This window comes from Pseudomonas oleovorans subsp. oleovorans (assembly GCF_002197815.1).
Classification (GTDB): Bacteria; Pseudomonadota; Gammaproteobacteria; order Pseudomonadales; family Pseudomonadaceae; genus Aquipseudomonas; species Aquipseudomonas oleovorans.
Window position 1 is genome coordinate 57,570 of the sequence record NZ_NIUB01000009.1, and the last position, 22,953, is coordinate 80,522.

Annotated in this window: 22 protein-coding genes and 2 pseudogenes; 14 read left to right on the plus strand and 10 right to left on the minus strand. The window is 63.2% G+C overall.

Going from position 1 to position 22,953, the window contains the following annotated elements; translation table 11 throughout:
- Positions 1 to 18: 18 nt before the first annotated feature.
- The 4 genes from lpxK to PSOLE_RS07295 are packed head-to-tail and all read right to left on the minus strand — an operon-like array spanning position 19 to position 4,361.
- Positions 19 to 1,020 carry a tetraacyldisaccharide 4'-kinase gene (gene lpxK / locus PSOLE_RS07280; protein WP_003461971.1) on the minus strand — a complete coding sequence of 334 codons (1,002 nt, stop codon included), beginning with the start codon at positions 1,018 to 1,020 and terminating at the stop codon, positions 19 to 21.
- A gap of 1 nt (position 1,021) precedes the next feature.
- Complete coding sequence (locus tag PSOLE_RS07285) at positions 1,022 to 1,450, minus strand: ExbD/TolR family protein (RefSeq protein ID WP_003461976.1); 429 nt, start codon at positions 1,448 to 1,450, stop codon at positions 1,022 to 1,024.
- Positions 1,447 to 2,079, minus strand: coding sequence for a MotA/TolQ/ExbB proton channel family protein (locus PSOLE_RS07290; RefSeq protein ID WP_039964821.1), 633 nt, complete (start codon positions 2,077 to 2,079; stop codon positions 1,447 to 1,449). The genes PSOLE_RS07285 and PSOLE_RS07290 overlap by 4 nt, the downstream gene beginning before the upstream one ends.
- Positions 2,080 to 2,135: 56 nt before the next feature.
- On the minus strand, positions 2,136 to 4,361 hold the full coding sequence (locus PSOLE_RS07295; RefSeq protein WP_074855950.1) for a DNA internalization-related competence protein ComEC/Rec2: 2,226 nt from the start codon (positions 4,359 to 4,361) through the stop codon (positions 2,136 to 2,138).
- A 126-nt stretch (positions 4,362 to 4,487) separates the two neighbouring features.
- On the opposite strand from PSOLE_RS07295, the gene PSOLE_RS07300 reads away from it, so the two are divergent.
- Entirely contained in the window at positions 4,488 to 5,015 is a 528-nt protein-coding gene (locus tag PSOLE_RS07300) for a DUF2062 domain-containing protein (protein WP_074855948.1), read from the plus strand.
- Between the two features lie 37 nt (positions 5,016 to 5,052).
- Here the strand turns inward: PSOLE_RS07300 and PSOLE_RS07305 are convergent, their stop codons facing one another.
- From PSOLE_RS07305 to PSOLE_RS07315, 3 genes are read right to left on the minus strand one after another with little or no spacing between them, the layout of a single operon-like run.
- Positions 5,053 to 6,297 (minus strand): lipoprotein-releasing ABC transporter permease subunit, encoded by a 1,245-nt coding sequence (locus PSOLE_RS07305; protein ID WP_074855946.1) that lies wholly within the window; start codon positions 6,295 to 6,297, stop codon positions 5,053 to 5,055.
- On the minus strand, positions 6,297 to 6,998 hold the full coding sequence (gene lolD / locus PSOLE_RS07310) for a lipoprotein-releasing ABC transporter ATP-binding protein LolD (protein ID WP_074855944.1): 702 nt from the start codon (positions 6,996 to 6,998) through the stop codon (positions 6,297 to 6,299). Before lolD ends, PSOLE_RS07305 begins: the two co-directional genes overlap by 1 nt.
- A gap of 4 nt (positions 6,999 to 7,002) precedes the next feature.
- Positions 7,003 to 8,250 (minus strand): lipoprotein-releasing ABC transporter permease subunit, encoded by a 1,248-nt coding sequence (locus PSOLE_RS07315; protein WP_003461982.1) that lies wholly within the window; start codon positions 8,248 to 8,250, stop codon positions 7,003 to 7,005.
- A gap of 292 nt (positions 8,251 to 8,542) precedes the next feature.
- Here PSOLE_RS07315 and PSOLE_RS07320 point away from each other — a divergent pair, with 292 nt between their 5' ends.
- The 9 genes from PSOLE_RS07320 to PSOLE_RS24610 all read left to right on the plus strand — a co-directional run bounded on the left by PSOLE_RS07320 (position 8,543) and on the right by PSOLE_RS24610 (position 13,836).
- Positions 8,543 to 9,109, plus strand: coding sequence for a PilZ domain-containing protein (locus tag PSOLE_RS07320; protein ID WP_003461983.1), 567 nt, complete (start codon positions 8,543 to 8,545; stop codon positions 9,107 to 9,109).
- A gap of 19 nt (positions 9,110 to 9,128) precedes the next feature.
- Positions 9,129 to 9,431: a phosphodiesterase gene (locus tag PSOLE_RS07325; RefSeq protein ID WP_074855942.1), complete on the plus strand. Its 303-nt coding sequence runs from the start codon at positions 9,129 to 9,131 to the stop codon at positions 9,429 to 9,431.
- Positions 9,432 to 9,433: 2 nt separating this feature from the next.
- Complete coding sequence (locus PSOLE_RS07330) at positions 9,434 to 10,153, plus strand: glycerophosphodiester phosphodiesterase (protein WP_003461985.1); 720 nt, start codon at positions 9,434 to 9,436, stop codon at positions 10,151 to 10,153.
- 381 nt (positions 10,154 to 10,534) lie between these two features.
- On the plus strand, positions 10,535 to 10,852 hold the full coding sequence (locus tag PSOLE_RS07335; protein ID WP_003461988.1) for a DUF883 family protein: 318 nt from the start codon (positions 10,535 to 10,537) through the stop codon (positions 10,850 to 10,852).
- 8 nt (positions 10,853 to 10,860) lie between these two features.
- A complete protein-coding gene (locus tag PSOLE_RS07340; protein ID WP_021489776.1) occupies positions 10,861 to 11,220 on the plus strand; it encodes a phage holin family protein in 360 nt (119 codons plus the stop codon).
- Positions 11,217 to 11,516, plus strand: coding sequence for a hypothetical protein (locus PSOLE_RS07345; protein WP_074855940.1), 300 nt, complete (start codon positions 11,217 to 11,219; stop codon positions 11,514 to 11,516). The genes PSOLE_RS07340 and PSOLE_RS07345 overlap by 4 nt, the downstream gene beginning before the upstream one ends.
- A 101-nt stretch (positions 11,517 to 11,617) precedes the next feature.
- The gene (locus tag PSOLE_RS07350; protein WP_074855938.1) at positions 11,618 to 12,781 is read left to right on the plus strand and encodes an EAL domain-containing protein; all 1,164 of its coding nucleotides are present in this window, start codon (positions 11,618 to 11,620) and stop codon (positions 12,779 to 12,781) included.
- Positions 12,782 to 12,936: 155 nt separating this feature from the next.
- The gene (locus tag PSOLE_RS24605) at positions 12,937 to 13,383 is read left to right on the plus strand and encodes a c-type cytochrome domain-containing protein (protein ID WP_003461995.1); all 447 of its coding nucleotides are present in this window, start codon (positions 12,937 to 12,939) and stop codon (positions 13,381 to 13,383) included.
- Between the two features lie 270 nt (positions 13,384 to 13,653).
- Positions 13,654 to 13,836 (plus strand): hypothetical protein, encoded by a 183-nt coding sequence (locus tag PSOLE_RS24610; protein WP_241198158.1) that lies wholly within the window; start codon positions 13,654 to 13,656, stop codon positions 13,834 to 13,836.
- Here the strand turns inward: PSOLE_RS24610 and PSOLE_RS07360 are convergent.
- Positions 13,822 to 14,484: pseudogene (locus PSOLE_RS07360) on the minus strand (SCO family protein). The gene PSOLE_RS24610 and the pseudogene PSOLE_RS07360 sit on opposite strands and share 15 nt — an antisense overlap.
- An 18-nt stretch (positions 14,485 to 14,502) precedes the next feature.
- Complete coding sequence (locus tag PSOLE_RS07365; protein WP_255312120.1) at positions 14,503 to 14,724, minus strand: multicopper oxidase domain-containing protein; 222 nt, start codon at positions 14,722 to 14,724, stop codon at positions 14,503 to 14,505.
- A gap of 565 nt (positions 14,725 to 15,289) precedes the next feature.
- Between PSOLE_RS07365 and PSOLE_RS07370 the strand changes: the two genes are divergently transcribed.
- The 3 genes and pseudogenes from PSOLE_RS07370 (at position 15,290) to PSOLE_RS07380 (ending at position 20,719) form a co-directional block, all read left to right on the plus strand.
- Positions 15,290 to 16,621, plus strand: coding sequence for a deoxyguanosinetriphosphate triphosphohydrolase (locus tag PSOLE_RS07370; protein ID WP_074855936.1), 1,332 nt, complete (start codon positions 15,290 to 15,292; stop codon positions 16,619 to 16,621).
- Positions 16,622 to 16,633: 12 nt separating this feature from the next.
- Positions 16,634 to 17,698 (plus strand): FUSC family protein, encoded by a 1,065-nt coding sequence (locus PSOLE_RS07375; protein WP_055985186.1) that lies wholly within the window; start codon positions 16,634 to 16,636, stop codon positions 17,696 to 17,698.
- Between the two features lie 70 nt (positions 17,699 to 17,768).
- Positions 17,769 to 20,719, plus strand: a pseudogene (locus PSOLE_RS07380) (HD domain-containing phosphohydrolase).
- Between the two features lie 136 nt (positions 20,720 to 20,855).
- Here PSOLE_RS07380 and PSOLE_RS07385 read toward each other — a convergent pair.
- Entirely contained in the window at positions 20,856 to 21,197 is a 342-nt protein-coding gene (locus PSOLE_RS07385) for a YggL family protein (protein ID WP_003462002.1), read from the minus strand.
- A 248-nt stretch (positions 21,198 to 21,445) separates the two neighbouring features.
- Here PSOLE_RS07385 and dacB point away from each other — a divergent pair, with 248 nt between their 5' ends.
- Positions 21,446 to 22,882 (plus strand): D-alanyl-D-alanine carboxypeptidase/D-alanyl-D-alanine endopeptidase, encoded by a 1,437-nt coding sequence (dacB, locus tag PSOLE_RS07390; RefSeq protein WP_003462004.1) that lies wholly within the window; start codon positions 21,446 to 21,448, stop codon positions 22,880 to 22,882.
- The last annotated feature ends 71 nt before the right edge of the window (positions 22,883 to 22,953 follow it).

The window sequence follows — 22,953 nt, forward strand, 5'->3', positions numbered from 1 at the left end:
GAATCCTTGCTGGGGTCATCAGGACCCCGGTATGAGGCGGGCCAGCTCTCCATCCAGCCAGTCGACGAACGCCGGCGTGGGCGCGGCGTCGACGGCCAGGTACCACCAGTCGGCGGCGGCGAAGGCCCGGCATTTCACCGCATCCTTCTCCGTCATCAGCAGCGGCAGCGACGGCTCGAAGCTGAGCAGCGTGGCATCGTACTGGGCATGGTCGGCGAAGGGATGCGGAACCGGCTGCCAGTTTAGCGCTTCGAGGGTATTGAAGAAACGTTGCGGATTACCGATACCGGCCACCGCATGCACCGCCTGACCGGGCGGGAAGTGCTCGAGGCCGACACGCTCACCACTGGCAACGTTGACCAGCGCGGTTGGCTGCAGGCGAAAGGCGTAGCCCTCGGCACTATCGGCTTCGGCGCCGTTGAACAACACGGCATCCACCTCGGCCAGACGCTCGACTGGCTCGCGCAATGGCCCGGCGGGCAGGCAACGCCCATTGCCCAGACCACGGGCGGCGTCGATCAGTACCAGCTCCAGATCACGCGCCAACCGGTAGTGCTGCAGGCCATCGTCGCAGAGGATCAGGTCAACCGATTCTTCGGCCAGCAGCGCACGTACGGCGCGGCTGCGATCCGGGTCGATCATCAAGGGCACGCCTGTACGCTGGACGATCAGCAGCGGCTCGTCGCCGGCCTGTGCGGCCGATTGATCGGCACGCACCCGCCACGGCAGGCTCGACGGCGTGGCACCATAGCCACGGCTGACCACGCCGACCTTGAGGCCACGGGCGCGGCAATGTTCGATGAGAAAGAGGATCAGCGGCGTCTTGCCGGTACCGCCGACGGTGATGTTGCCCACCACCAGCACCGGCACTGGGGCGCGATAGATATCACCCTCACCGGCCAGGAAACGCGTGCGCTTGCTCTGCACCACGCGACGGTACAGCCACTCCAGCGGCCGCAGCAGCGTCAGCGCCGGGTGACCGCGGTACCAGGCCTCGAGCAAGCGATCAGCAGCGCTCACTTCAGGGGGCTTCCTGTGCTTCCACCGTGGTGATGCGCAGGTGCGAGAAGCCCAGCTTGCCGGCAGCGTCCATGGCGGTGATCACCGCCTGGTGCGGGGTCTTGCCGTCGGCGCTGATGATTAGCGGCAGGCTGTTGTCGCCGTCGGACTCCTTCTGCAAGGCAGCCATGAGACTGCTCAGGTTGCTTTCCAGCAGTGCCTTGCCATTGAGCGAAAACGCGCCGTCGGCAGCGATCAACACTTCCAACTGTTTCAGCTCGGTCTGCTCGGGCGGCGTGCCGCTGGCGGCCTCCGGTAGGTCGACCTTGAGCTGGGTCTCGCGGGTGAAGGTAGTGGTGACCACGAAGAACAGCAACAGGATGAACACCACGTCGATCAACGAGGCCAGGTTGATCTCGACGTTCTCCCGCGGTTTACGCCGGAATTTCACGCCTTGCCCTCGCCCAGGTCGACATCGCGATCACCCTGCACCATCTCCACCAACTTGATCGCTTCCTGCTCCATGCCCACCACCAACTCGTCGACGCGGCGCTGCAGGTAGCGGTGGAAAAACAGCGCTGGGATCGCCACCATCAGGCCGGCTGCCGTGGTGATCAGCGCCTTGGCGATACCGCTGGCGAGCATGGAAGCGTTAGCCATGCCCGAGCCCATGAAGGAGCTGAAGATTTCGATCATGCCCAGCACGGTGCCAAGCAGGCCCAGCAGCGGCGCGATGCCGGCAATGGTGCCGAGCGCATTGAGATAACGCTCCAGCTCGTGGATGACGCGCGCGGCAGCCTCCTCGATGCACTCCTTCATGATTTCGCGACCATGCTTGGAGTTGGCCAGGCCGGCAGCGAGTATCTGCCCCAGCGGCGAATGCTCGCGCAGCTCCTTGAGCTTCTGGTTGTTGAGTTTCTTGTCCTTGATCCAGCGCCACACCTGAGCCAGCAAATTGGCCGGGGTGACGCGGGCGGGCCGCAGGGTCCACAGGCGCTCGGCAACGATACCGGCAGCAGCGATGGAACAGAGAATGATCGGCAGCATCATCCAGCCGCCAGCTTTGACCAGTTCCCACACGGTAGAGAATCCCCCTCGAAAAAGTGGCGCCACTCTAGCATAGGGCGCCGCCGTTCTCATTTTTCCCGCCAGAAACGTGGCTCGCTTCGCAACCCTCGCGCCGTACCATGTTGCCCCAGGCGAATATGCAGGGCACCGTGCAACGCCGTGTCATGCACCTCGACACCCGCAGCGCGATAGCGTGCAAGCACCTGCGGGTGAGGATGGCCGAAGGCGTTGTGGCGACTGCGGGTGATCAGCACATGCTGCGCTGCGACGGCATCGATGAACGCCTGGCTGGATGACGTGCGGCTGCCGTGGTGGGGAGCCAGTAGCCACTGCGAGGCCAGGGGCAAGTCAGCCTGCATCAGCGCCCGCTCGGCCTGTACGTCGATATCGCCGGTCAACAGCAGGCGTTCGCCCGCCGCCTCTATCTGTAGCACACAAGACAACTGGTTACCGGAGCCGGCCCGTTGCCACTGCCACAGCCTGAAGGTCACCTCGTTCCATTGCCAGCTCTGCCCTGACGCGCACGCTTCGGCGCCGAGGGCATCGGCCAGCCTTTGCGGCTCACCGCTGACAACCCTCGATACCGGCATCCCGGCCTTGATCGCGGCCGCACCACCGGCATGATCGTTATCGGCATGGCTGAGCAGCAGCAGATCGAGACGTCGCACGTTCAGCGCGCGCAACGAAGGCAGGACAATACGCTCACCGGTATCGAAATCGCCAAAACGCGGCCCGGCATCGTAAAGCAGAGCGTGCTCCCGGGTGCGCACCAGCACGGCCAGCCCCTGCCCTACATCCAGCACCCAGATGTCGGCACGCCCGTCGTCCAACTGTGGCGCCGGCAGAAACAATGCCGGCAATAGCAGCACGATGCCGGGCCAGCGCAAGGGCACACCAGCCGGCAGCAGAAGCAGCAACGCGCCAGCCGCAGCCAATAGCCAGGCCCACAGCGGCAGGTTGCTGGGCAGCCAGGCCGGTAGCCAGGCTGCCATGGCGCCGAGCAGTTCGAACAACAGGTGCAATGCACCACCGGCCAGCCACAACACCCCTTCACCCAGCCACGGGACAGGCAACAGCAAAGTCCCCAACAACGCCAGAGGCACGACCAGCATGCCCACCCAGGGCACGGCAATCAGATTGGCCAGTGGCCCGCTACTGCTCACCGGCAGACCGAGGATCAGCATCATCGGCAACAGGCCGATGGCCATGGTCCACTGTGCGCGCGTCAGGCCACGCCACCACCCCCAGAGACCGAGACGACCAGCGAATACCAGCACCAGAATCGCCACTGCCGAAAACGACAACCAGAACCCCGGCTGCAAGGAAGCCAGTGGTTCCAGCAGCAGCACCACGATCAAGGCCAGCAGCAGCGGCCACCAGGCGCCCAGATGGCGAAAACGCATACGCCATAGCAGCACCAGCGCGACCATCACACAGGCTCGGCGCACCGGCACTTCGAAACCAGCCAGAAAACCGTAGAGCAAGGCTCCACTCAGGGCCAAGGCACAAGCACAGGGCAGCCAGGGCAGGCGCCTGGGCCAGGCACCTAGCTTCGCCAGCAGTGCCACCAGGCCATAGAGAAACCCGGCCAGCAGCGCAATGTGCTGCCCCGAGATAACCATCAGATGTACCGTTCCAGTGTGCTGAAGCAGGCGCCAGTCTGTTGTGCTCAGACCCGAACCATCTCCCAGAACCAGCGCCGCAATGGCGCCCTGCCGCTGAAAGGCCGGCACGACCAGCAGTTGCTGACGCAGGCTGTCACGCCAACTGCCCAACCCTGTCGCGAATGACAGGCGCTCACCTGACTTGATCGTACCCGTAGCGCCGATACGCTGCGCCAACAGCCAGGCCTCGTAGTCGAAACGCTGCGGATTGACCGATCCGTGTGGGCGCTTCAGGTTGACCGCCACCCGCCAGCGCTCGCCGCCCTGCACCGGCGGCCCGCCATACCAGGCCAGGCGTAACCTTTGCGGCAGCTCGGCACGTCGGGAGTGCGCGTCTTCGAACTGGAAGCGCACCACGCCATCGGACACCTCCGGCAGACCGACCACGCGGCCCTCCAGCCATAGGGTACGACCATCGAGTTGCGGATCGAGGCGGTCATCCAGTGCCGATTGCGCCGAACTGCACGCCCAGGCCAGACCGAGCAGAAAGAAGCCCAGCGGATAAAGGCGCGATAGCAACAGTGCCAGACCGGCACAGGCTGCAATCAATAGCAGCCAGCCTGGCGGCAAAGCCGGCAAAAAACGCAGCGTGAGCAAGCCCAGGGCCAGCGCCAACATCCCTGTTCGCATCCATCCTCCCTGCTCATCGAGCTACGGCGGGCGCGTCCGACGCTCACCTCCGGTCACAATATGGAAACGCCGCTCATGCGCAAAGCATGCATAATACCGGCGCTTTTACCAGCTCAGAGACTCTTCATGCCGCGTCGCTTATTCAAACGCTACATGCCCGACCCCGACAGCATCAAGGGTAACAAGTCCCTGCGTTTTCTCGGCAAGCTGATTCACGATCCCAATCTGTGGCATCTCAATCGTCACTCGGTAGCGCGAGGCATGGCCATCGGACTGTTCTGGGCGATGATTCCCATGCCCATGCAGATGCTGGCCGCCGCTGCCGTGGCCATTCCACTGCGCGCCAACCTGCCGATTTCCATCGGTCTGGTCTGGCTGACCAATCCCATCACCATGCCACCGATTTTCTACTGCACCTACAAACTGGGCGCGTGGATCATGCAGACACCGCCGGTGCGCATGCCGGAGACGCTGAGCCTGGAATGGATCACGGCCGAGGTAGCGGTGCTGTGGAAGCCGCTGTACCTGGGTTCCTTCGTCGCGGGGGTCATCCTCGCGATACTGGGCTACGTGCTGAGCATGCTCTACTGGCGCTGGTGGGTACAGCGTAGCTGGCGCAAGCGTCAGGAAAAGCGCCGCCTGGAGCGCCACTGAAAAGAAAAAGCCGTCAAAGTCGACGGCTTTTTCGTTCTTACTCGTAGCGTAGCGCCTCGGCCGGCTGCACTTGCGCCGCCCGCCATGAGGGGTAGAGCGTGGCGAGGAAACTCAGGATCAATGCCGCCGAACAGATAAGCGCCACGTCCAGCCACTGCAGATCAGACGGCAGGCTGCTGATGAAATACACATCGGAGCTCATCACCTGTTGACCGGCGAACGACTCCAGCCAGGCCACGAGTGCGCTGACGTTGAGCGCTGCCAACACACCCAGCGCCGTGCCGATCAACGTACCGACCAGACCGATCACCGAACCCTGCACCATGAAAATCGCCATGATCTGCCGGGGTGTGGCGCCCAGGGTACGCAGAATGGCGATGTCGCCGCCCTTGTCGGCGACCACCATGATCAGCGTGGCGATGATGTTGAACGCCGCCACAGCGACGATCAGCAGCAGCAGCAGACCGATCATGGTCTTTTCCATCTTCATTGCGCTGAACAGGCTGCCCTGGGTGTGGGTCCAGTCATCGGCGCGGTAACCGGCACCCAGTTCGGCGACCAGCGCTTTGGATACCTGCGGCGCCTGGTAGAGGTCTTTCAGCGCCAGGCGAATGCCCGGCACCGTGCCTTCCGGGAGTCGCTGCATGGCAGCGGCGTCGACGACGTTGATCAGGGCCAGCGAGCTGTCCAGCTCGGCACCGACCTTGAACACCGCAGCCACGTTCAAACGCTGCATGCGCGGGGTGACGCCACCAGGCGCGCTGCTCAGTTCGGGAATGATCAGGGTCAGCTTGTCGCCCACCTGCAGGCCGAAGCGGCGCGCGGTGATATCACCGATCACCACGCCGAACTCACCCGGCTGCAGATTGTTCAGGCTGCCCTGACGGATGTGCTCGGGCAGGATCGATACCTTGCCCTCCTCCACTGGGTCGATGCCGTGGATCTGGATCGGCTGCATCAGCCCGCGATGCGAGAGCATGCCCTCCAGCTCGGCATAAGGCGCCGCGGCCTGTACCTGCGGATTGGCCATGGCCTTGTCCGCCAGGGCGCGCCAGTCGGCGACCGGCTCGGCGCCGTAGAGCATGGCGTGCGGCACCATGCCGAGAATGCGCGAGCTCATTTCCTTCTGGAAGCCGTTCATTACCGACAGCACCACGATCATCGCCAGCACACCAAGCGCCAGGCCGATCATCGAAGTCAGCGAAATGAAGGAGATGAAATGGTTGCGGCGCTTGGCCCGTGTGTAGCGAGCGCCGATAAAGATACTCAGCGGACGAAACATCAGAGGGTCACCAGCTTGCCGTCCTGCAGGCTGAGCACGCGATCCATCTGGCGGGCCAGCTGCATGTCGTGGGTCACCACCAGGAACGCGGTGTTGGAGTCGCGGCTGAGTTCGCGCATCAGCTCCTGAATGCCTTCAGCGGTGTGCTGGTCGAGGTTACCGGTGGGCTCATCGAGCAGCACCAGCCCTGGGCGGTTGACCAGGGCACGGGCAATGGCCACGCGCTGACGCTCACCACCGGACAGTTCGGACGGTTTGTGATTGAGACGATGCCCAAGCCCGACTCGCTCGAGCAGCTTGGTGGCACGGTCACGCGCTTCGCTGATCGACGTCTTGCCGATCAGCAGCGGCATGCAGGCATTTTCCAGCGCGGTAAATTCGGCCAGCAGGTGGTGAAACTGGTAGACAAAGCCCAGCGCGCGGTTGCGCAGCAGACCTCGAGCGGTCTCGCTCAGCGCCGAGAGTTGCTCGCCGGCCAGCCAGACGCTGCCCTCGCTGGGCGTATCCAGGCCGCCGAGCATGTTCAGCAGGGTGCTCTTGCCGGAACCGGAGCTGCCGACGATGGCCACACGTTCACCGGGCAAGAGCTCCAGTTCCAGACCATCGAGCACCACCACCGACTCGGGGCCCTCGTCGTAACGCTTGCTCAGGTTGCGACAGCTGAGCACGGCATTGTGCTGTTTCATGGCGTTCTGGTTCATGGACTCACTCATAGCGCAGGGCCTCGGCCGGCTGGGTACGCGCAGCGCGCCAGGCTGGATACAGGGTGGCGAAGAAGCTCAGCAGCAACGCCGCGGTACAGACCATCACCACGTCGGCGCTCTGCAGTTGCGAGGGCAGGTAATCGATGAAGTAGACATCGGCATTGAGAAACTTGATGCCCAGCAGACGTTCGATGCCGGCGATCAGGCTGCTGACGTTGAGCGCTGCGAGAATCCCCAGCACGGCGCCGATCAAGGTGCCGACCACACCGATCACCGTGCCCTGTACCATGAAGATGGCCATGATCTGCCGCGGCGTGGCGCCGAGGGTGCGCAGGATGGCGATGTCGCCCTTCTTGTCGGTCACCACCATCACCAGGGTGGAAATGATATTGAACGCGGCCACCGCGACGATCAGCAGCAGGAGCAGACCGATCATGGTCTTCTCCATGCGAATGGCCTGGTAAAGGTTGCCGTGGGTACGGGTCCAGTCGCGGGCATAGAAATCGCCGTCGAGAGTCTGGGCGATCTCCCAGGCACTGCGCGGTGCCTGGAACAGATCATCGAACTTCAGGCGCAAGCCCTGCACCTGATCCGGCTTCCAGCGCTGCAGGCGCGCCAGGTCACTGATGTTGGCCAGAGCCAGTGCACCGTCGATCTCGCCGGCGCCGACGTGGAAGATGCCGGTCACGGTAAAGCGCTTCAGACGCGGGAACATGCCGGCGGGTGTTACCGTGACTTCAGGCGCGACGAAGGTGACCTTGTCACCCAGCTTCAGGCCCAGCTTGGCCGCCGCCTTGTCGCCGATGACCATGGCGAAATCGCCAGGCTGCAGGCTGTCGAGACTGCCCTGCTGGAAGAAACCGTCGATGATCGACACCTTGCGTTCCTGCTCAGGATCGATGGCATTGATCAGCACCTTCTGCACCTTGCCGTCGTGTGTCAGCAGGCCCTGCATCTGAGTGAAGGGTGCCAGCGCCTCGACGCGCGGATGGCGCTCGACCTGTCGCGCCAATGCCGGCCAGTCGCTGACCGGGGTCGGCGATTCGACCGTGGCGTGAGGAATCATCCCCAGCACCCGAGTGCGCATTTCATGGTCGAAACCATTCATCACCGACAGCACCAGGATCATTACCATCACCCCGAGGGTGAGGCCGAGCATGGACGTCAGGGAAATGAAGGAGACGAAGTGGTTGCGACGCTTGGCCCGCGTGTAGCGCGTACCGATGAATACGAACAGAGGTCTGAACATGTCGGAGAGATTCGGGAAAAGAAAAAACGTCCTTGTGGCAGGGCCAGGTCAGCAGCCTTACACTCAGAAGCAACTCAAAGCCTGCTGCGTATCGGGCATGCTGCGTTAAAGACACTTGGAAAGTCGCTTATGACCAGCGCGCTTCAGTGTGGCCCCGAAGGGGCGAGCGAAGCGAGCAATGCTCGTTTACCATTCGTAACCGAGGCTTGTTCGACGACACTTGCCTGGCACGCATCCAGTTCGCGAGACTTTCAACAGGGTCTTCGACCACCACCGCTTTCATGGGTTCGCCATGTCGACTAACGATGTAGATGATCGCCGCGAATACTATCGTATCGACGATACGATCGCACTGGAATTCAGCCTGCTGTCGGGGGCCGAGGCCCATGCCAGCGACGCGCTCCACGATCCATCGCCGCTGTTCAACCTGCTCAGCGACCTGCACCTGATGGACTTCGAATCCCAGCATCTGCTGCGCCATATCACTGAGCGCGACCGTACCCTGGCCAACTACCTGAAGGTGATCAACAAACGCATCGACCTGCTCGGCCAGGCTGTGGCGCAAAGCCTGCTACGGGACATCGGTGCACCGCGCCAGGTATCGCTGTCCGAAGGCGGTATCAGCTTCAATAACGCCCAGCCCGTGGCGCCGGGCAGCCATCTGGCGATCAAGATGGTGCTTATGCCACAAGCACTCGGCCTCCTGCTGCGTGGTCAGGTGGTGCACTGCAGCCAACGCGCGGACGGCCAATTCGAGATCGGCACCGAGTTCGAAGCGTTGACCGACGCACAGCGCCAGTTACTGGCTCGGCATATCCTGCAGAAGCAGGCTCTGGAGCGTCGCCAAGCCCGCGAATGACACTCGCCAAGGAACCGCCATGTATCGTCTCGCACTGCTCCTCACCCTACTCGCCCCTACTGCTCTGTTGGCCGACACCCTGACCATTCCCCTGGGCAGCCAGGGTGCCGATCTCGACGCCAGCAACCTGCCGCATAGAGGCCAGTCCAAGCGTGCGGTACTGGAGCGTTTCGGCCTGCCCGATGAAGAGCACAAGCCCGTCGGCCAGCCGCCGATCACACGCTGGGACTACCGCGATTTCAGCGTCTATTTCGAATACGATCACGTGATCAACAGCGTGCGCCATCACCAGCCACGTCACCTCGACACCGCCAAGGAGTAACAGTGACTCTCATCTACGGCCATCGCGGCGCCAAGGGCGAAGCCCCGGAAAATACCCTGGCCAGTTTCCAGCGCTGCCTGGAACACGGCGTCGACCGCTGCGAGCTGGATCTGCATCTGTCGCGCGACGGCGAACTGATGGTGATCCACGACCCGACGCTCAAGCGCACCACCGGTCTGCGCGGCAAGGTGGTCGAACACGACGCCGCCGAGCTGATCAAATACGATGCACGCAAGGGCGGCCCAGGCTGGGTGCGCCCCTGCCCCATTCCGCGCTTGGAAGAATTGTTCCAGCAGTGCAAGTTCGAGCATTGGCAGCTGGAGGTGAAAAGCGCCTCGAAAGTGCGCGCCGCGCGCACCGTGCTGGCCATCTCGGAGCTGGTCGAGCGCTTCGGCCTGCGTGAGCAGATCACCATCACCTCCAGCTCGCGGGAGGTACTCAAGGCCGCGCGCGAACTGACCCCGCAGTTGCAGCTCGGTCTGGTTGCCGAGTACGCCTGGCTCGACCCACTGAAAGTAGCGGCGCATTACGACTGCCACCTGCTGGCGCTGAACTGGACGCTGTGCACCCCGGAGCGCCTGCTCAAGGCGCAGAAGCAAGGACTGCACGTGTCGGTATGGACGGTCAACGAGCCGGCGCTGATGCGCCGCCTGGCCGACTTCGGTGTCGACAGCATCATCACCGACTTCCCCGGCATCGCGGTGCAGACGCTGCGCGGCTGAGCCTTAGCGCCCTCCCCCCCGGCCCCTCTCCCGCAAGCGGGAGAGGCGAGCAAGCCAGAACAGCCCGGGCTACGAACACAATGCAGCCAGCACATGCAGCGCGCCCTCGAAAAGTGCCGTTTGGCGGCCCCAAAATGGCGCCACCAAAGATCGACTGATCGATGCTTATTTCTTGTTAATCAAATGGCTATGCGCGAAATTGACCATCCTGAGCCGCATCGAGAAGGCCCCATCACAGGGCATTTCGCGACCTTCGCGCACCAGCAAAATGCAATCGCTATACCAAACACCAAACCGGTCACTTCACGACTATTCTTGCGGAACCCTCACGCTGCATAGCACTCGTAAACAGTACATACCCAACGCAGAGGACTGCTCACCATGCCACGCAAAGCCGCTACTCCAAGCACCAAGGACGCCCTGCTGGATGAATTCCAGGCTCTGGTCAGCGACACCGAGAAGCTCCTGCAACATTCCGCCAGCCTGGCTGGTGAACAGGCCGAAGCGCTGCGCGATGACATTCGCAGCAGTCTTGACCGTGCCCGTGACACCTTGCACAAAGCCGAGTCCGGCCTGCGCGAACAGGGCAAGATCGCCGTCGACGCCACCGAGGATTACGTGCACAAACACCCGTGGCAGGCGCTCGGCCTGTCGGCCGCTATCGGCCTGGTGCTCGGCCTGCTGATCAGCCGCCGTTGACAGCGCCCATGTCCAACGGCCCCTCGCCACGGCGCCTGGGAGCAGCCCTGCTGGGCCTGCTCCAGGGCCACGTGGCGCTGCTGGCCCATGAACTCGAAGACCAACGCGACCAGGCACTGCGTGCGCTGCTCCTTGGCGGTCTGTGCCTGGCCTTCGCCCTGCTCCTGCTGATAGGTCTGTCCGCTCTGCTGCTGATCGTCTACTGGGATACGCACCGCCTGGCAGTCGCCACCGGCCTGTGCCTGTTCTACGGCTTCGGTCTGCTCGGCTGCGGCGCCTGGCTGCTGACCAGTCTGCGCAACGCCGAGCCGCCGTTCAGCGCCAGCCTTGAAGAACTGCAACGTGACCGCGAGCAACTGCTGCCATGACGCCGACCCTGCCTCCAGGCGCCTCGCGCCGTGAACTTCGTAAAGCCGTGCTGCGCATGCGCCTGGAAATGCATCGCCAGGAACTGCGGCATGAAATCCTGCAGATCACTCATCCACTGCAACAGGTACGCGAGTACGGGCAGCGGCTGCGCCAGGGCAATGCACCCTTTTTGCTCACTGGCGGCGCATTGACACTGGCCGGACTGCTCGGCGGTAAACGCGGTTGGCGTCGCTGGTTGCGCCTGGCATTGATCATTGCGCCACTACTTCGGCGTCGGCAAAGCGGCATCGACTGAAACGCTGATTGATCTAGACCTGGGCTGGCCGCGATCTTGCTAGGTTGAGCCACTCTGCCACCATCTGGTGGCTCAACCGCTGAGCGCTAAGGAAATCCCAGGTGATCGACGGACTGCCTTTTGCCGTCTTCCAACCCTTTATCGACACCGCCACCGGCCGAATCGCAGGCGTCGAGGCCTTGGCGCGACTACGCGATGCCGAGGGCCAGGTGCGCTCGGCCGGGCCGCTGTTCGCCGACCCGAAAACACCGCCAGCAGCCCTGCGCCGCCTCGACCGCCAGGTACGCGAGGATGCCCTGCAGCGCTTCCACCAGGCTCCGGCGGACTGGTTCCTGAGCCTGAACATTTCACCACGCTGGATCAGCCGCCTGCGCCCGGCACAGCCACTGCCCAGCCTGATTCAACTGCAGCGTAGCGGTATCGACCCTGCGCGCATCGTCTTCGAGATCACCGAGCTGGGCGGTGCCAGCCAGCGCTTACCCGACGTGGTGGCGCGCTACCGCGACGCTGGCGCGCGCATCGCTATCGACGATTTCGGCGCTGGCTATTCGCAGCTCGACCGCGTGCTGGCACTGCAACCGGACATCCTCAAGCTGGACATGCGCCTGTTCAAGGAAGCCGCTCGCGGCGGCCCTAGCGGCGAAGTGGTCAAGGCGCTGGCCCAGATGGCCGAAAAGACCGGTTGCTGGATCATCGCCGAAGGGGTGGAAACCGAAGCCGAGTTGAACTTCGCCCTGGAGTGCGGCGCCCGTTACATCCAGGGGTTCCTGTTCGCCAGGCCGGAGGAGGAACTGTTCGCCAGCGACGCCTTCGTCGGCCGTTTCGCGCGCCTGCGTGACAGCTATGTACAGCAGAAACTCGCCGAGCGCGCGCGCCTGGTCAGCCTGCGCCAGCAACTGGCCGAATTGATGTCCGAACTCCGCTTCTGGGCCGAAAGCGGCGCCCCGGCAACGAGCCTTGAGGCGCCGGACAACTATCCCTGGCTGTTGCGCATCTATCAGTGCGACCGCCACGGCACCCAGCTCACACCCAACCTGCAGTGGCGCCAGAACATCTGGCAGGCCGATGAACGCTACCTTGGGCATAACTGGTCATGGCGCCCCTACTTCTATCAACTGCTGGCCGAAGGCTGGGAAGAGCGGCGCCTGACGCTCTCCACCACCTACCGCGACGCCACCACCAACCAGTACTGCCTGACCGCCGGGCAGTTCATCGACAATGGTCGTCGCCTACTGCTGGTGGACATCGACGCCGCCGGTTTCTGAGTACGCAGCTAGGCTTAGCAACAGGCTATCGGACTTCTCTCGGCACAGTCGAACAAGGCGCGCCTCGAGCCAGACGCACCTCGGATACATCCGTGCCCACAGAAGCCTCGCGCCGAACGGCTGAATGATCTGCCCCAGTCTTCGAGGCTGCGCTTATGCTCTGGCTAGCCCTGCGCCTGCTCACCCTACTGCTGCTCAGCGCCAGTGTGCTGGCCGCCGCATCCCCGACCTACCACGACGACATCGCTCCGCTACTGGCCAACCGCTGCCTGGTTTGCCACAGCGGCGCGCAGGCCCCGCTGGGCCTGCGCCTGGACAGCCTGGAAAATCTGTTGCGCGGCAGCCAGCGCGGGCCGGTGGTCCACGCTGGCGATGCTGCCGGCAGCGAGCTGCTGCGCCGCCTGACGGGCAGCAGCCAACCGCGCATGCCGCTGAGCGGCCCGCCATTTCTCGAAGCCGCCGAGATCGCCATGGTCGAACGCTGGATAAACGCCGACCTGCCAGCAGGCAACGAAAGCATGACCCGGCCTGCCGCCGCCGTCCCAAGCCTCGACGAGGTGGTCGACTACCGACACGTCGAAGCTATCCTGCTGCGCCGCTGAGCTACCTGCCATTCCGCCAGCGGCTTGATGGGCGCGGTTCCCGAGGGTTATCTACTGTCATCCTACGCAGCGACCGCTGGCCAGCGGCGAGCGCGCCCGCGTGGTGCCCGGCAACCCTGTAGCCAGCGAGCTGGTGCGGCGTATTCGCGGCCAGGCGCGACCGCGCATGCCGTACGACGGCCCTGCCCTATCTCACCGATGCGGAAATCGATCTGATCGTGGCCTGGATCGAACAAGGCGCACGCTGCCGGGCAGCCAGCAACCGTGCCGGTGGACGCCCGAGTACGTCTGCATGGCCGCCTGGATGATGCCGGCAGGCTGGACGGTCTGGCGCTACTGATCGACGCGCGCACGCGCCTGGACGATGCGCCGCACCCCGGCGCCTACGTGCAGGTACGCGGCCGCCTCGATGCCGGCGGCCGTGTGCAAGTAGAACGTCTACGCCTGCGCTAACTGCTCGGCAGGTGCGTCACTCGGGCGATAGGCGGTGTGCACCACCTTGCTGTCGACATGATTGATGGTGGGCAGTATCTGCGCGGCATCAGTCAGCGACGGCGCCATGGTCCAGCGGTCCAGTGCGTCGTTGCCGATGCGCAGCATGCCGGTATGACTCAGATCGTTGAGGTCCACCACCGGGTCGACGTCATAGAAACCCAGGGCGCGGCGCAGTTGTTCGATATCGGCGCGCGCGCCGGTGAGAAACTGCCAGCCGGGACCGATATGATGACGCTCGACGTACTCGCGCAAACGCTCGGGACTGTCCAGCTCCGGCTGCAGCGTCAGCGAATACAGGTGCACATCGCGCCCGGCGCGCTCGCCGAGCATCTCCTGCACCAGACGCAGGTTGGCGGTGGTAGCCGGACAACTGTTGCTGCACTGGGCCTACATCATATTGATCGCCACCACCTTGCCACGCACCAGGTCGTCGTAGAAGCGCACTTCACGCCCCTCGTGGGTCAGCAGCGGGACATTGGGAAAGCGTGTACCGCCCACCCCGGCCAGCGGCGCAGCCGGTTGCTGCACGCTGCTGCCCGAGCGCCAGGCGGCCCAGCCGAACACAGCGACGCCCAGCTCTGCCAGTACCTTTCTTCGCGTATTCATGGCAAACCTCCGGCTGGCTCAGACGATGTCAAAACGCAGCATCATGGCGTGGTCTTCGTGGATCAGGTTGTGGCAGTGCATCACGTACTTGCCCTTGTAGTCGCGAAAACGTATCAGCACGCGAAGGACAGTACGATCAGTGATATTGAATACGTCCTTGCGTCCCTTCTCATGCGCAGCAATCGCCACATTCCTGCCATCGGTGGTCTTGCTCAGCAGACAGCCCTCCTCGAAATGGATATGGACGGGGTGATCCTAGCCGTCATCCACGCTGTACAGCTCCCATGCGTTAACCCGCACACGGACGATATACGCACGTCGTCTGAAAAACGGTCGACTCGACTGAGGCCTCCAGACCGAGACTACTACCAACGACCAGACAGCCCATAGGGCCAGCACGCCAGAGCGAGTCGACTCGGCTCCAGCAAGGTCGGTGCACGGGAAATAGGTAGATGAACAATGAAGGCGTGGCAGCTGCGCCTCGCTGATACGGGGTGCATGGTCCGGCACAATGGCAAGCTGTCCATGACGTTCACCCCAGCAACCTCTACTGCCGGTATGCGAAGCCCTCTCCTTCACCACACTCCGTCAAATAACAAGCAACCACAGGTGTCACTTAAACTCGCCAATCGCAAACAGTCAAATACATGTCACTTTCTTACAAACAAGTCCAATATAATCGTTAAGCATATGCAGAAAAGACAATTTATTGACTACCCATTAATCATCATCCTTGCCTCGGGTTGCGCTGCGTTGCGCGAACGCCGAAGCTAGGAGGCCTGGATCAACTTGGCGAGGATAGGCCTTGGATTGGCACACCCTGCTCACCCGCGAACGTCTCGGTAAACCTGCACCCAGCTCTGCAGAACTGGGACGCAGTCCTTTCCACAAGGACCATGACCGCATCATCTTCTCCGGTGCCTTCCGCCGCCTGGGACGCAAGACCCAGGTGCACCCGGTGTCGAGCAACGACCACATCCACACCCGCCTGACCCACTCCCTGGAAGTCAGCTGCGTCGGCCGTTCGCTGGCCATGCGCGTCGGCGAGATGTTGCGTGACGACCTACCCCACTGGTGCACGCCAAGCGACCTGGGCATGGTGGTGCAGTCCGCCTGCCTGGCCCACGACATAGGCAACCCGCCGTTCGGCCACTCCGGCGAAGACGCCATTCGCCACTGGTTTCAGCAGGCCGCCGGACGCGGCTGGCTGGATGCGATGAGCGATGCCGAACGCGCCGATTTTCTCAATTTCGAAGGTAACGCCCAGGGTTTTCGCGTGCTCACCCAGCTGGAGTACCACCAGTTCGACGGCGGTACACGGCTGACCTACGCCACCCTCGGCACCTACCTCAAGTACCCCTGGACGGCCCGCCATGCGGACGCACAGGGCTACAAGAAACACAAGTTCGGCTGCTACCAGAGCGAGCTGCCGCTACTCGAACAGATCGCCGCCAAGCTTGAACTGCCGCAACTGGAAACGCAGCGCTGGGCGCGTCACCCGCTGGTCTACCTGATGGAAGCGGCGGACGACATCTGCTACGGCCTGATCGACCTGGAAGACGGCGTGGAGATGGAACTGCTCGACTACACCGAAGTGGAGGCATTGCTGCTCGACCTGGTGGGCGATGATCTGCCGGAAACCTATCGCCAGCTCGGCCCCAAGGACTCACGCCGACGCAAGCTGGCGATCCTGCGCGGCAAGGCCATCGAACACCTGACCAACGCCGCGGCCGGCGCCTTCGTCGAGCAACAGCACGCCCTGCTGGGTGGTGGCCTGCAGGGCGATCTGGTCGAGCACATGCACGGCGCGGCCAAGCACTGCGTGCAGAGCGCGAAGTCACTGGCACGCGAGAAGATCTTCCACGACAAGCGCAAGACGCTGCATGAAATCGGCGCCTACACCACGCTGGAAATTCTCCTCAACGCCTTCTGCGGTGCAGCACTGGAGCTGCACAGTGGGCGTGCGCTCTCGTTCAAGCACCGGCGCATCCTCGACCTGCTCAGCTACTACGCGCCTGAACCCGGCTGGCCCCTGTATCGCTCGTTCATGCGGGTGATCGATTTCATCGCCGGCATGACGGACAGCTACGCTACGGAAATGGCGAGGGAAATGACGGGCCGTTCGAGCCCGATCTGACGAAAACAGCGCATGAAGAACCTGATTCGCAACAGTTTCACCTGGCATGCCGGCCCGCCGGCCTGGGGCCCTGCCGTGGTCGCCGGGCTGGGTTGTGCCCTGCCGCTGGTGCTCGGCCTGTTCACCGCTCACAGTGGTTTTCTCTGGGCCTCGGCTGGCGCCTTTCAGGCCGCTCAGGCCAATCCGCTGCACCGCTTCGGCATGCTGCGCATGCTGCTGCTCACGGGCCTGGGTGCCTGCAGCGCCGGCCTCGGTTTCTGGGCGGCTAGTCACCCCCTGCTCAGCCTGGGCATTTTCGCTGCTTTCGGCCTGCTGCTGGCCTGGCTGCAACGCTTCGGCAGCGAAGCCGGCAAGCTGGGTATCGGCCTGAGCATCTGCCTGTGCCTTGGCCAGGGTCAGTTCGGCATCGGCAACCTGCACAACCCTTATGCGGTGGCCATGCTGTTCATTCTCGGCGGGCTCTGGGTGATGCTGCTGGCCTTCGGCCTGCGTGGCCTGCACGGCCTGCGCATGTGGCCCTACATGCCGCGCTTCCTGGCCATTCTCAAGGTACTCAAGCGCCACGCGCAGCGCCTGCCTCGTCAGCAATGGCGTCTGCATGCCCTGGCCTGCATGCTGGCTTTTGCCGCGTCAGGGCTGATCGTCAATCTGGCCGGCCTGTCGCGGGGTTACTGGCTGACGCTGACCGTCATCACCACGCTACAGTTGGAATTCCAGGGCAGCCTGGTTCGAGCGCTGCAAGCGAGCCTGGCCAGCCTCGCTGCCGCCGGCCTGCTGATCGTCTTCGGTCACAGCCTGCAAAGCCCCCCGACGATGGTCATCACCTTGCTGGTGCTGGTGATTCTCAGCCGTGCGCTGCAGGCCAATCACTACGGCTTGTTCGTGCTGCAGACCAGCCTGTGCTTCGTGCTCCTGGCCGAGAGCCTTGCTCAGGACTGGCACCTGGCGGAGGTGCGCCTGCTCAACGCGCTGATCGGCGTGGCCTTGAGCCTGACCGTGGCGCTTCTGGTTCATGGCTTGCGCCTGCGACTGAACAAACCGAGCAAAGCCGCGGACAATTCTCGGCAGCCTTTATAACTTTTCGGCAGATTCGCCCACTCTTCACTATGCTGTTCAAGCCTGCAGCGCCCGCAAGGAGTGAAGTGCGATGCTCAATACCGCCGCTCCCAGAGAACGCCGTTTCCCCCTGCACGTTCATATCAGTGTCCTGTTCACGCTTCTGCTGCTGTTCACCGGTGCCGTGCTCGGGTTGTTCAATTACCAGCAGACCAGCCGGCTGATCTTCTCCAGCAGTTCGACACTCTTCGAGCGCATCCAGCACGACGTACAGAGAGATCTGGACAATACCTACCGCCCCATACGCCACCTGCTCAGCCTGCTGGCGCTGCACCCGGCCACCGAGGCCGACACGCTCGATGAACGCCTGGAAATGCTGCCGCTGTTCGTTCAGGCCCTGCGCGACAACCCCAAACTGGCCTCGATCTATCTTGGCTATGAGGATGGCGACTTCTTCATGGTCAGACCGTTGCGCAGCGACATGCTCAAGCAGCGCCTCAACGCGCCGAACAAAGCGGCTTATCAGGTCTGGGCCATCGACCGCAGCAGCGCCGGGACCGACAGCGATTACCTGTTCTATGACGGCTCACTGAACCCGCTCAGCCGCCGGCAGAAACTCAGCGAGCCTTACGATCCCAGGCAGCGCGACTGGTTCAAGCGCGCGCGCGGCGATGGTGGACAGATCACCACCGCGCCCTATCTGTTCTTCTCCACCCAGGAAATCGGCACCACATTGGCCAGGCGCAGCGGCCTGACCACCGTGATCGGCGCCGACCTGACGCTCGACGATCTCTCGGCCACCTTGGCCAGCCACCGCGTCACCCCCAACAGTCAGGTAGTACTCGCCGACAACGACGGCAATGCCGTGGCCTACCCCGAGAGCAACCGCCTGCTCAAGGAGGTCGACGGCAAGGTATCGCTGGTCAAGGTCCGCGAGCTCAATCCGGCCCTGGGCGAATTGCTGTCCGGCCAACTGAACGAACGAGACGAGGGCATCGTCGAACTGGCCAAGCAGCGTTGGGCCATGGCTCACCGGCACATTCAGGAGGGCGGCCCACAGGGGTGCATCTGGCCCTGCTGGTGCCCGAGCAAGAGCTGCTGGCAGAGGCTTATCGCATCCGCTGGCAGGGCGCGCTGATCACTCTCACCACCCTGCTGCTGTGCCTGCCGCTGGGCTGACTGACTTCACGTCTGGTGGTCAAACCGCTGCGTAGCCTGGTGCAGGAGGCGCTGGCCATCCGCCGTTTCGACTTCGCCCATCCGGCCAGCGGTCGCTCGCCGATTCTCGAGGTCGACCAGCTAGCAGTGTCGATGAGCAGCATGAAGGACACCCTGTCGAGCTTTCTCGACATCGCCGCCAGCCTCTCGGCGGAAACCCAGTTCGACGCGCTGATCAAGCGCGTCATGGACGCCACCGTCTCCATCAGCGCGGCCCAGGGCGGCCTGCTTTACCTGCTGGACAACCACAGCGGACGCCTGGAGCCCCATGGACTGATCCTCGACGGTCAGAGCCGCAATCTCGCCGACCTCGGCATCCACGGCCTGGTCCATGACGACCCAACCCTGCCCACCTGGTTACAACGCCCGGCCAGCGGTGGTAACAGCATCGCCACCTCCATCGGCTGCGATCAGGCGGGTAAATTTCAAGGGCTGCTGTCGGCCATGGACAGTCCACGCCTGCACCTGATTGCAGCCGGCCTGCATAACCGCCAGGGCGACACCGTCGGCGTGCTGGTGCTGCTGCAACGTGACACCGGCGAGAACAGCGATAGCATGCTCAGCCCCGACCGTGTCGCCTTCGTAGATGCCGTCTCAGGCAGTGCCGCGCTGTGCATCGAGAGCCAGCGTCTGCTGGCCAGGCAGAAGCAGTTGCTCGATGCCTTCATCCAGCTGATCGCCGGCGCTATCGACGCCAAGAGTCCCTATACCGGCGGCCACTGTCAGCGCGTACCGGAAATCACCCTGATGCTCGCCCGTGCTGCGGCCGAGAGCGACGCCCCTGAGTTTCGTGACTACAACCCCAGCGACGAGGAGTGGGAGGCGCTGCATATCGCCGCCTGGCTGCACGATTGCGGCAAGGTCACCACCCCCGAGTACGTGGTGGACAAGGCGACCAAGCTGGAAACCCTGTACGACCGCATCCACGAAATACGCATGCGCTTCGAGGTACTCAAGCGCGATGCCTGGGTCGCCTATTGGCGTGGTCGTGCCGAAGGTGCTGAAGAAAGCGCACTGGCGGCTCTGCGCGACCAGCTGCTGAGCGATCTGGACGACGAATTCGCCTTCATCGCGCGCATCAATCTGGGTGGCGAGGCCATGGCCGATGACGACCAGACTCGCCTCAAGCAGATCGCCGAGCGACGCTGGCTACGCACACTGGACAATCGCCTGGGCGTTTCCTGGGAGGAAGCCAGGCGCCTGGAACACTCGGCCCCCAGCAGCCTGCCGGTGGAGGAGCCGCTGCTCGCTGACCGCCTCGACCATCTGATCGAGCGCGCCGACCAGGAGGTGATCGCGCCAGACAATCGCTGGGGCTTCAAGCTGGAAGTGCCGCAATACAAATTCAACCGTGGCGAACTGCACAACCTGAGCATCGCCCGCGGCACGCTGACGGCCGAAGAGCGCTACATCATCAACCACCATATCGTGCAGACCATCCTGATGCTCGACCGCCTGCCCTTCCCCAAGCATCTGCAGAATGTCACCGAGATCGCCGGCGGGCACCACGAGAAGATGGACGGCACGGGCTATCCCAAACGCCTGACGCGCGAACAGATGAGCCTGCCGGCACGCATGATGGCAGTCGCCGATATCTTCGAAGCACTGACGGCGGTGGATAGCCCCTACAAGAAAGGCAAGACGCTGTCGGAGGCGCTGAACATCATGGTCGGCATGTGCAAGGACGCGCACATCGACCCGCAGCTGTTCGCTCTGTTCATTCGCGCAGGCATCTACCGGCGCTACGCCGAGCGTTTCATGCAGGCCGAACAGATCGATCAGGTGGACGAACAGATGGTCTTGGAAAAGGCAGGAGTGCTGTAGGAGCGAGCTCTGCTCGCGAAACGTTGATCAACGCTTCGACTCGAGAGCAGAGCCGCTCCTGCAGTCAGATATCAGGCTATGGCCTGGATCAGCCAAAAGCTGAGGCGGCGCCAGAGAACCCAGCGCCGAGTAGCGATCAAGCCTGGTTGATCGGGTTTTCCGGGTACCAGACGTCCTGCAACGGGCTGAGTTCGAACTTCTCCAGTTCGTCACGGCCTTTCAGCCAGGCCTCGACGGCAGCACGCTGCTCCTCGTTGACCGAGCCACGCTTGGCCAGGCAGACCAGACCGAAGTCTTCGCTACCTACGTAATCCAGACCATTGCCGGCGATGGCCTGATCGAGGAACTGATCGACGAAATCGTCGAGGGTCTGGTCGCTCAAGTCGGCCTTGAAGTTCAGGGTCAGCTCGAAGCCCAGCTCCTGGAATTCATCGACACAGAGCTTCTTGCGCAGACGGCGGGAACGGTTGGTCGCCATGAAACAATCCTCAAAGGTAATAACGCGCGGCACTCTAGCAGTTTCGCCGCCAGAGCGCCCGTATTGTATCGTCCTGCCGGCCCTTCGAACATGTTGAACGCCAGCTGTTTGCAGTGACTGTTTTTAACCCGGCGGGGCCGACTGCGAGCAGAATCTTGCGGCATAATGCCGGCAACTTTTCCCCGAGTCGGACTGTCGTTTGTCTGTCTCCCACGTCACTCCCGCCTGACTGCGGAAGGTTCCTGTCGATGATTCAGCGGTTTCGCCATCTGGCGCTGAGCGCCCTGCTTCTCCCCCTCGCCCTGTCCTGCCACGCTGCCAACGCCGCACTCCCTGCCAAGGTCGAGCAGGCGCTGAAGGCCAACAAGATTTCCAACAACTCGCTGTCGGTGATGACCGTGCCTCTGGGCGGACAAGCTGGCGGCCTGCAGTTCAATGCCGATATCTCGGTCAACCCGGCCTCCACCATGAAGCTGGTGACCACCTATGCCGCTCTGGAATTGCTGGGGCCCAACCATCAATGGAAGACCGAGTTCTATGCCGACGGCCCGCTGAAGGATGGTGTACTGCATGGCAACCTCTACCTCAAGGGTGGCGGCGACCCGAAACTGAACATGGAGAAACTCTGGCTGCTGCTGCGCGATCTGCGCATCAACGGCGTGCGCCAGGTTCAAGGCGACCTGGTGCTCGATCGCAGCTTCTTCGTGGCCCCGCAGTTGCCGGCGTTCAATGATGACGGTGGCGATGCCAACAAACCCTTCCTGGTCAAACCCGACTCCCTGCTGATCAACCTCAAGGCGCAGCGTTTCATCACCCGCGCCGAAGGCGGCAAGGCGCATATCGCCATGGACCCGCCAATCGCCACTGTCCGTATCGACAATCAGGTTCGCGTGCTCAAGGCTGCAACCTGTCCGGCCTGGCCCGATATCCGCTACAACGCGGTGGAGCAGTACGACGGCACGACCCTGATCGTCAGCGGCCAACTGGCTGAAGGCTGCAGTGCGCAGACCTACCTGTCGCTGCTCGACCATCCCAGCTACGCCGCCGGCGCGGTACGCGGTATCTGGCAGGAGCTGGGCGGCAAGATTCTTGGCAAGGACCGTCTGGGCCCTGTTCCGGAAAAAGCCCGCATGCTGGTACGCGCCTTCTCCCCGGATGTGGTGGAGATCGTCCGCGACATCAACAAGTACAGCAACAACACCATGGCTCGGCAGCTGTTTCTCAGCATCGGCGCACAGTTCCGTACCGAAGCCGACAAGGATGACGCCATGGCCGCACAGCGCGTCATTCGCAGTTGGCTAGCCCGCAAGGGCATCACGGCGCCGCATCTGGTGATGGAGAATGGCTCCGGCCTGTCGCGCGCCGAACGCATCAGCGCACGGGAAATGGCGCTGATCCTCCAGGCGGCCTGGCGCAGCCCTTACGCTGCCGAGTTCCGCAGCTCGATGCCACTGGTGGCAATGGACGGCACCATGCGCCGGCGCCTGCAGCGCACGCCGCTGGTGGGTGAGGCGCACATCAAGACCGGCACCCTGAACAACGTGCGCGCCATTGCCGGCTACAGCCGCGACAGCAACGGCCAGGACTGGGCTGTGGTGGCCATCCTCAACGACCCAAAACCCTGGGGCGCCACCTCGATCCTCGATCAGGTGCTGCTGGAAACCTACAAGCAGCCCAAACGCTGACCACGCTGTAGCCCGGGGATGTAATCCAGGGGGCTCTTTTGAACCTGAGCTCCGGATTGCATCCAGGCTAC

Bases quoted from the DNA above. Each gene is read 5' to 3' on its own strand.
- PSOLE_RS07320 (WP_003461983.1), top strand. From the start codon at position 8,543: ATGTCGACTAACGATGTAGATGATCGCCGCGAATACTATCGTATCGAC.
- PSOLE_RS07375 (WP_055985186.1), top strand. From the start codon at position 16,634: ATGAAGAACCTGATTCGCAACAGTTTCACCTGGCATGCCGGCCCGCCG.
- PSOLE_RS07305 (WP_074855946.1), bottom strand. From the start codon at position 6,297: ATGTTTCGTCCGCTGAGTATCTTTATCGGCGCTCGCTACACACGGGCC.
- PSOLE_RS24605 (WP_003461995.1), top strand. From the start codon at position 12,937: ATGCTCTGGCTAGCCCTGCGCCTGCTCACCCTACTGCTGCTCAGCGCC.
- PSOLE_RS07345 (WP_074855940.1), top strand. From the start codon at position 11,217: ATGACGCCGACCCTGCCTCCAGGCGCCTCGCGCCGTGAACTTCGTAAA.
- PSOLE_RS07340 (WP_021489776.1), top strand. From the start codon at position 10,861: ATGTCCAACGGCCCCTCGCCACGGCGCCTGGGAGCAGCCCTGCTGGGC.
- PSOLE_RS07295 (WP_074855950.1), bottom strand. From the start codon at position 4,361: ATGCGAACAGGGATGTTGGCGCTGGCCCTGGGCTTGCTCACGCTGCGT.
- PSOLE_RS07300 (WP_074855948.1), top strand. From the start codon at position 4,488: ATGCCGCGTCGCTTATTCAAACGCTACATGCCCGACCCCGACAGCATC.
- PSOLE_RS07315 (WP_003461982.1), bottom strand. From the start codon at position 8,250: ATGTTCAGACCTCTGTTCGTATTCATCGGTACGCGCTACACGCGGGCC.
- PSOLE_RS07325 (WP_074855942.1), top strand. From the start codon at position 9,129: ATGTATCGTCTCGCACTGCTCCTCACCCTACTCGCCCCTACTGCTCTG.
- lolD (WP_074855944.1), bottom strand. From the start codon at position 6,998: ATGAACCAGAACGCCATGAAACAGCACAATGCCGTGCTCAGCTGTCGC.
- dacB (WP_003462004.1), top strand. From the start codon at position 21,446: ATGATTCAGCGGTTTCGCCATCTGGCGCTGAGCGCCCTGCTTCTCCCC.
- PSOLE_RS07335 (WP_003461988.1), top strand. From the start codon at position 10,535: ATGCCACGCAAAGCCGCTACTCCAAGCACCAAGGACGCCCTGCTGGAT.
- PSOLE_RS07385 (WP_003462002.1), bottom strand. From the start codon at position 21,197: ATGGCGACCAACCGTTCCCGCCGTCTGCGCAAGAAGCTCTGTGTCGAT.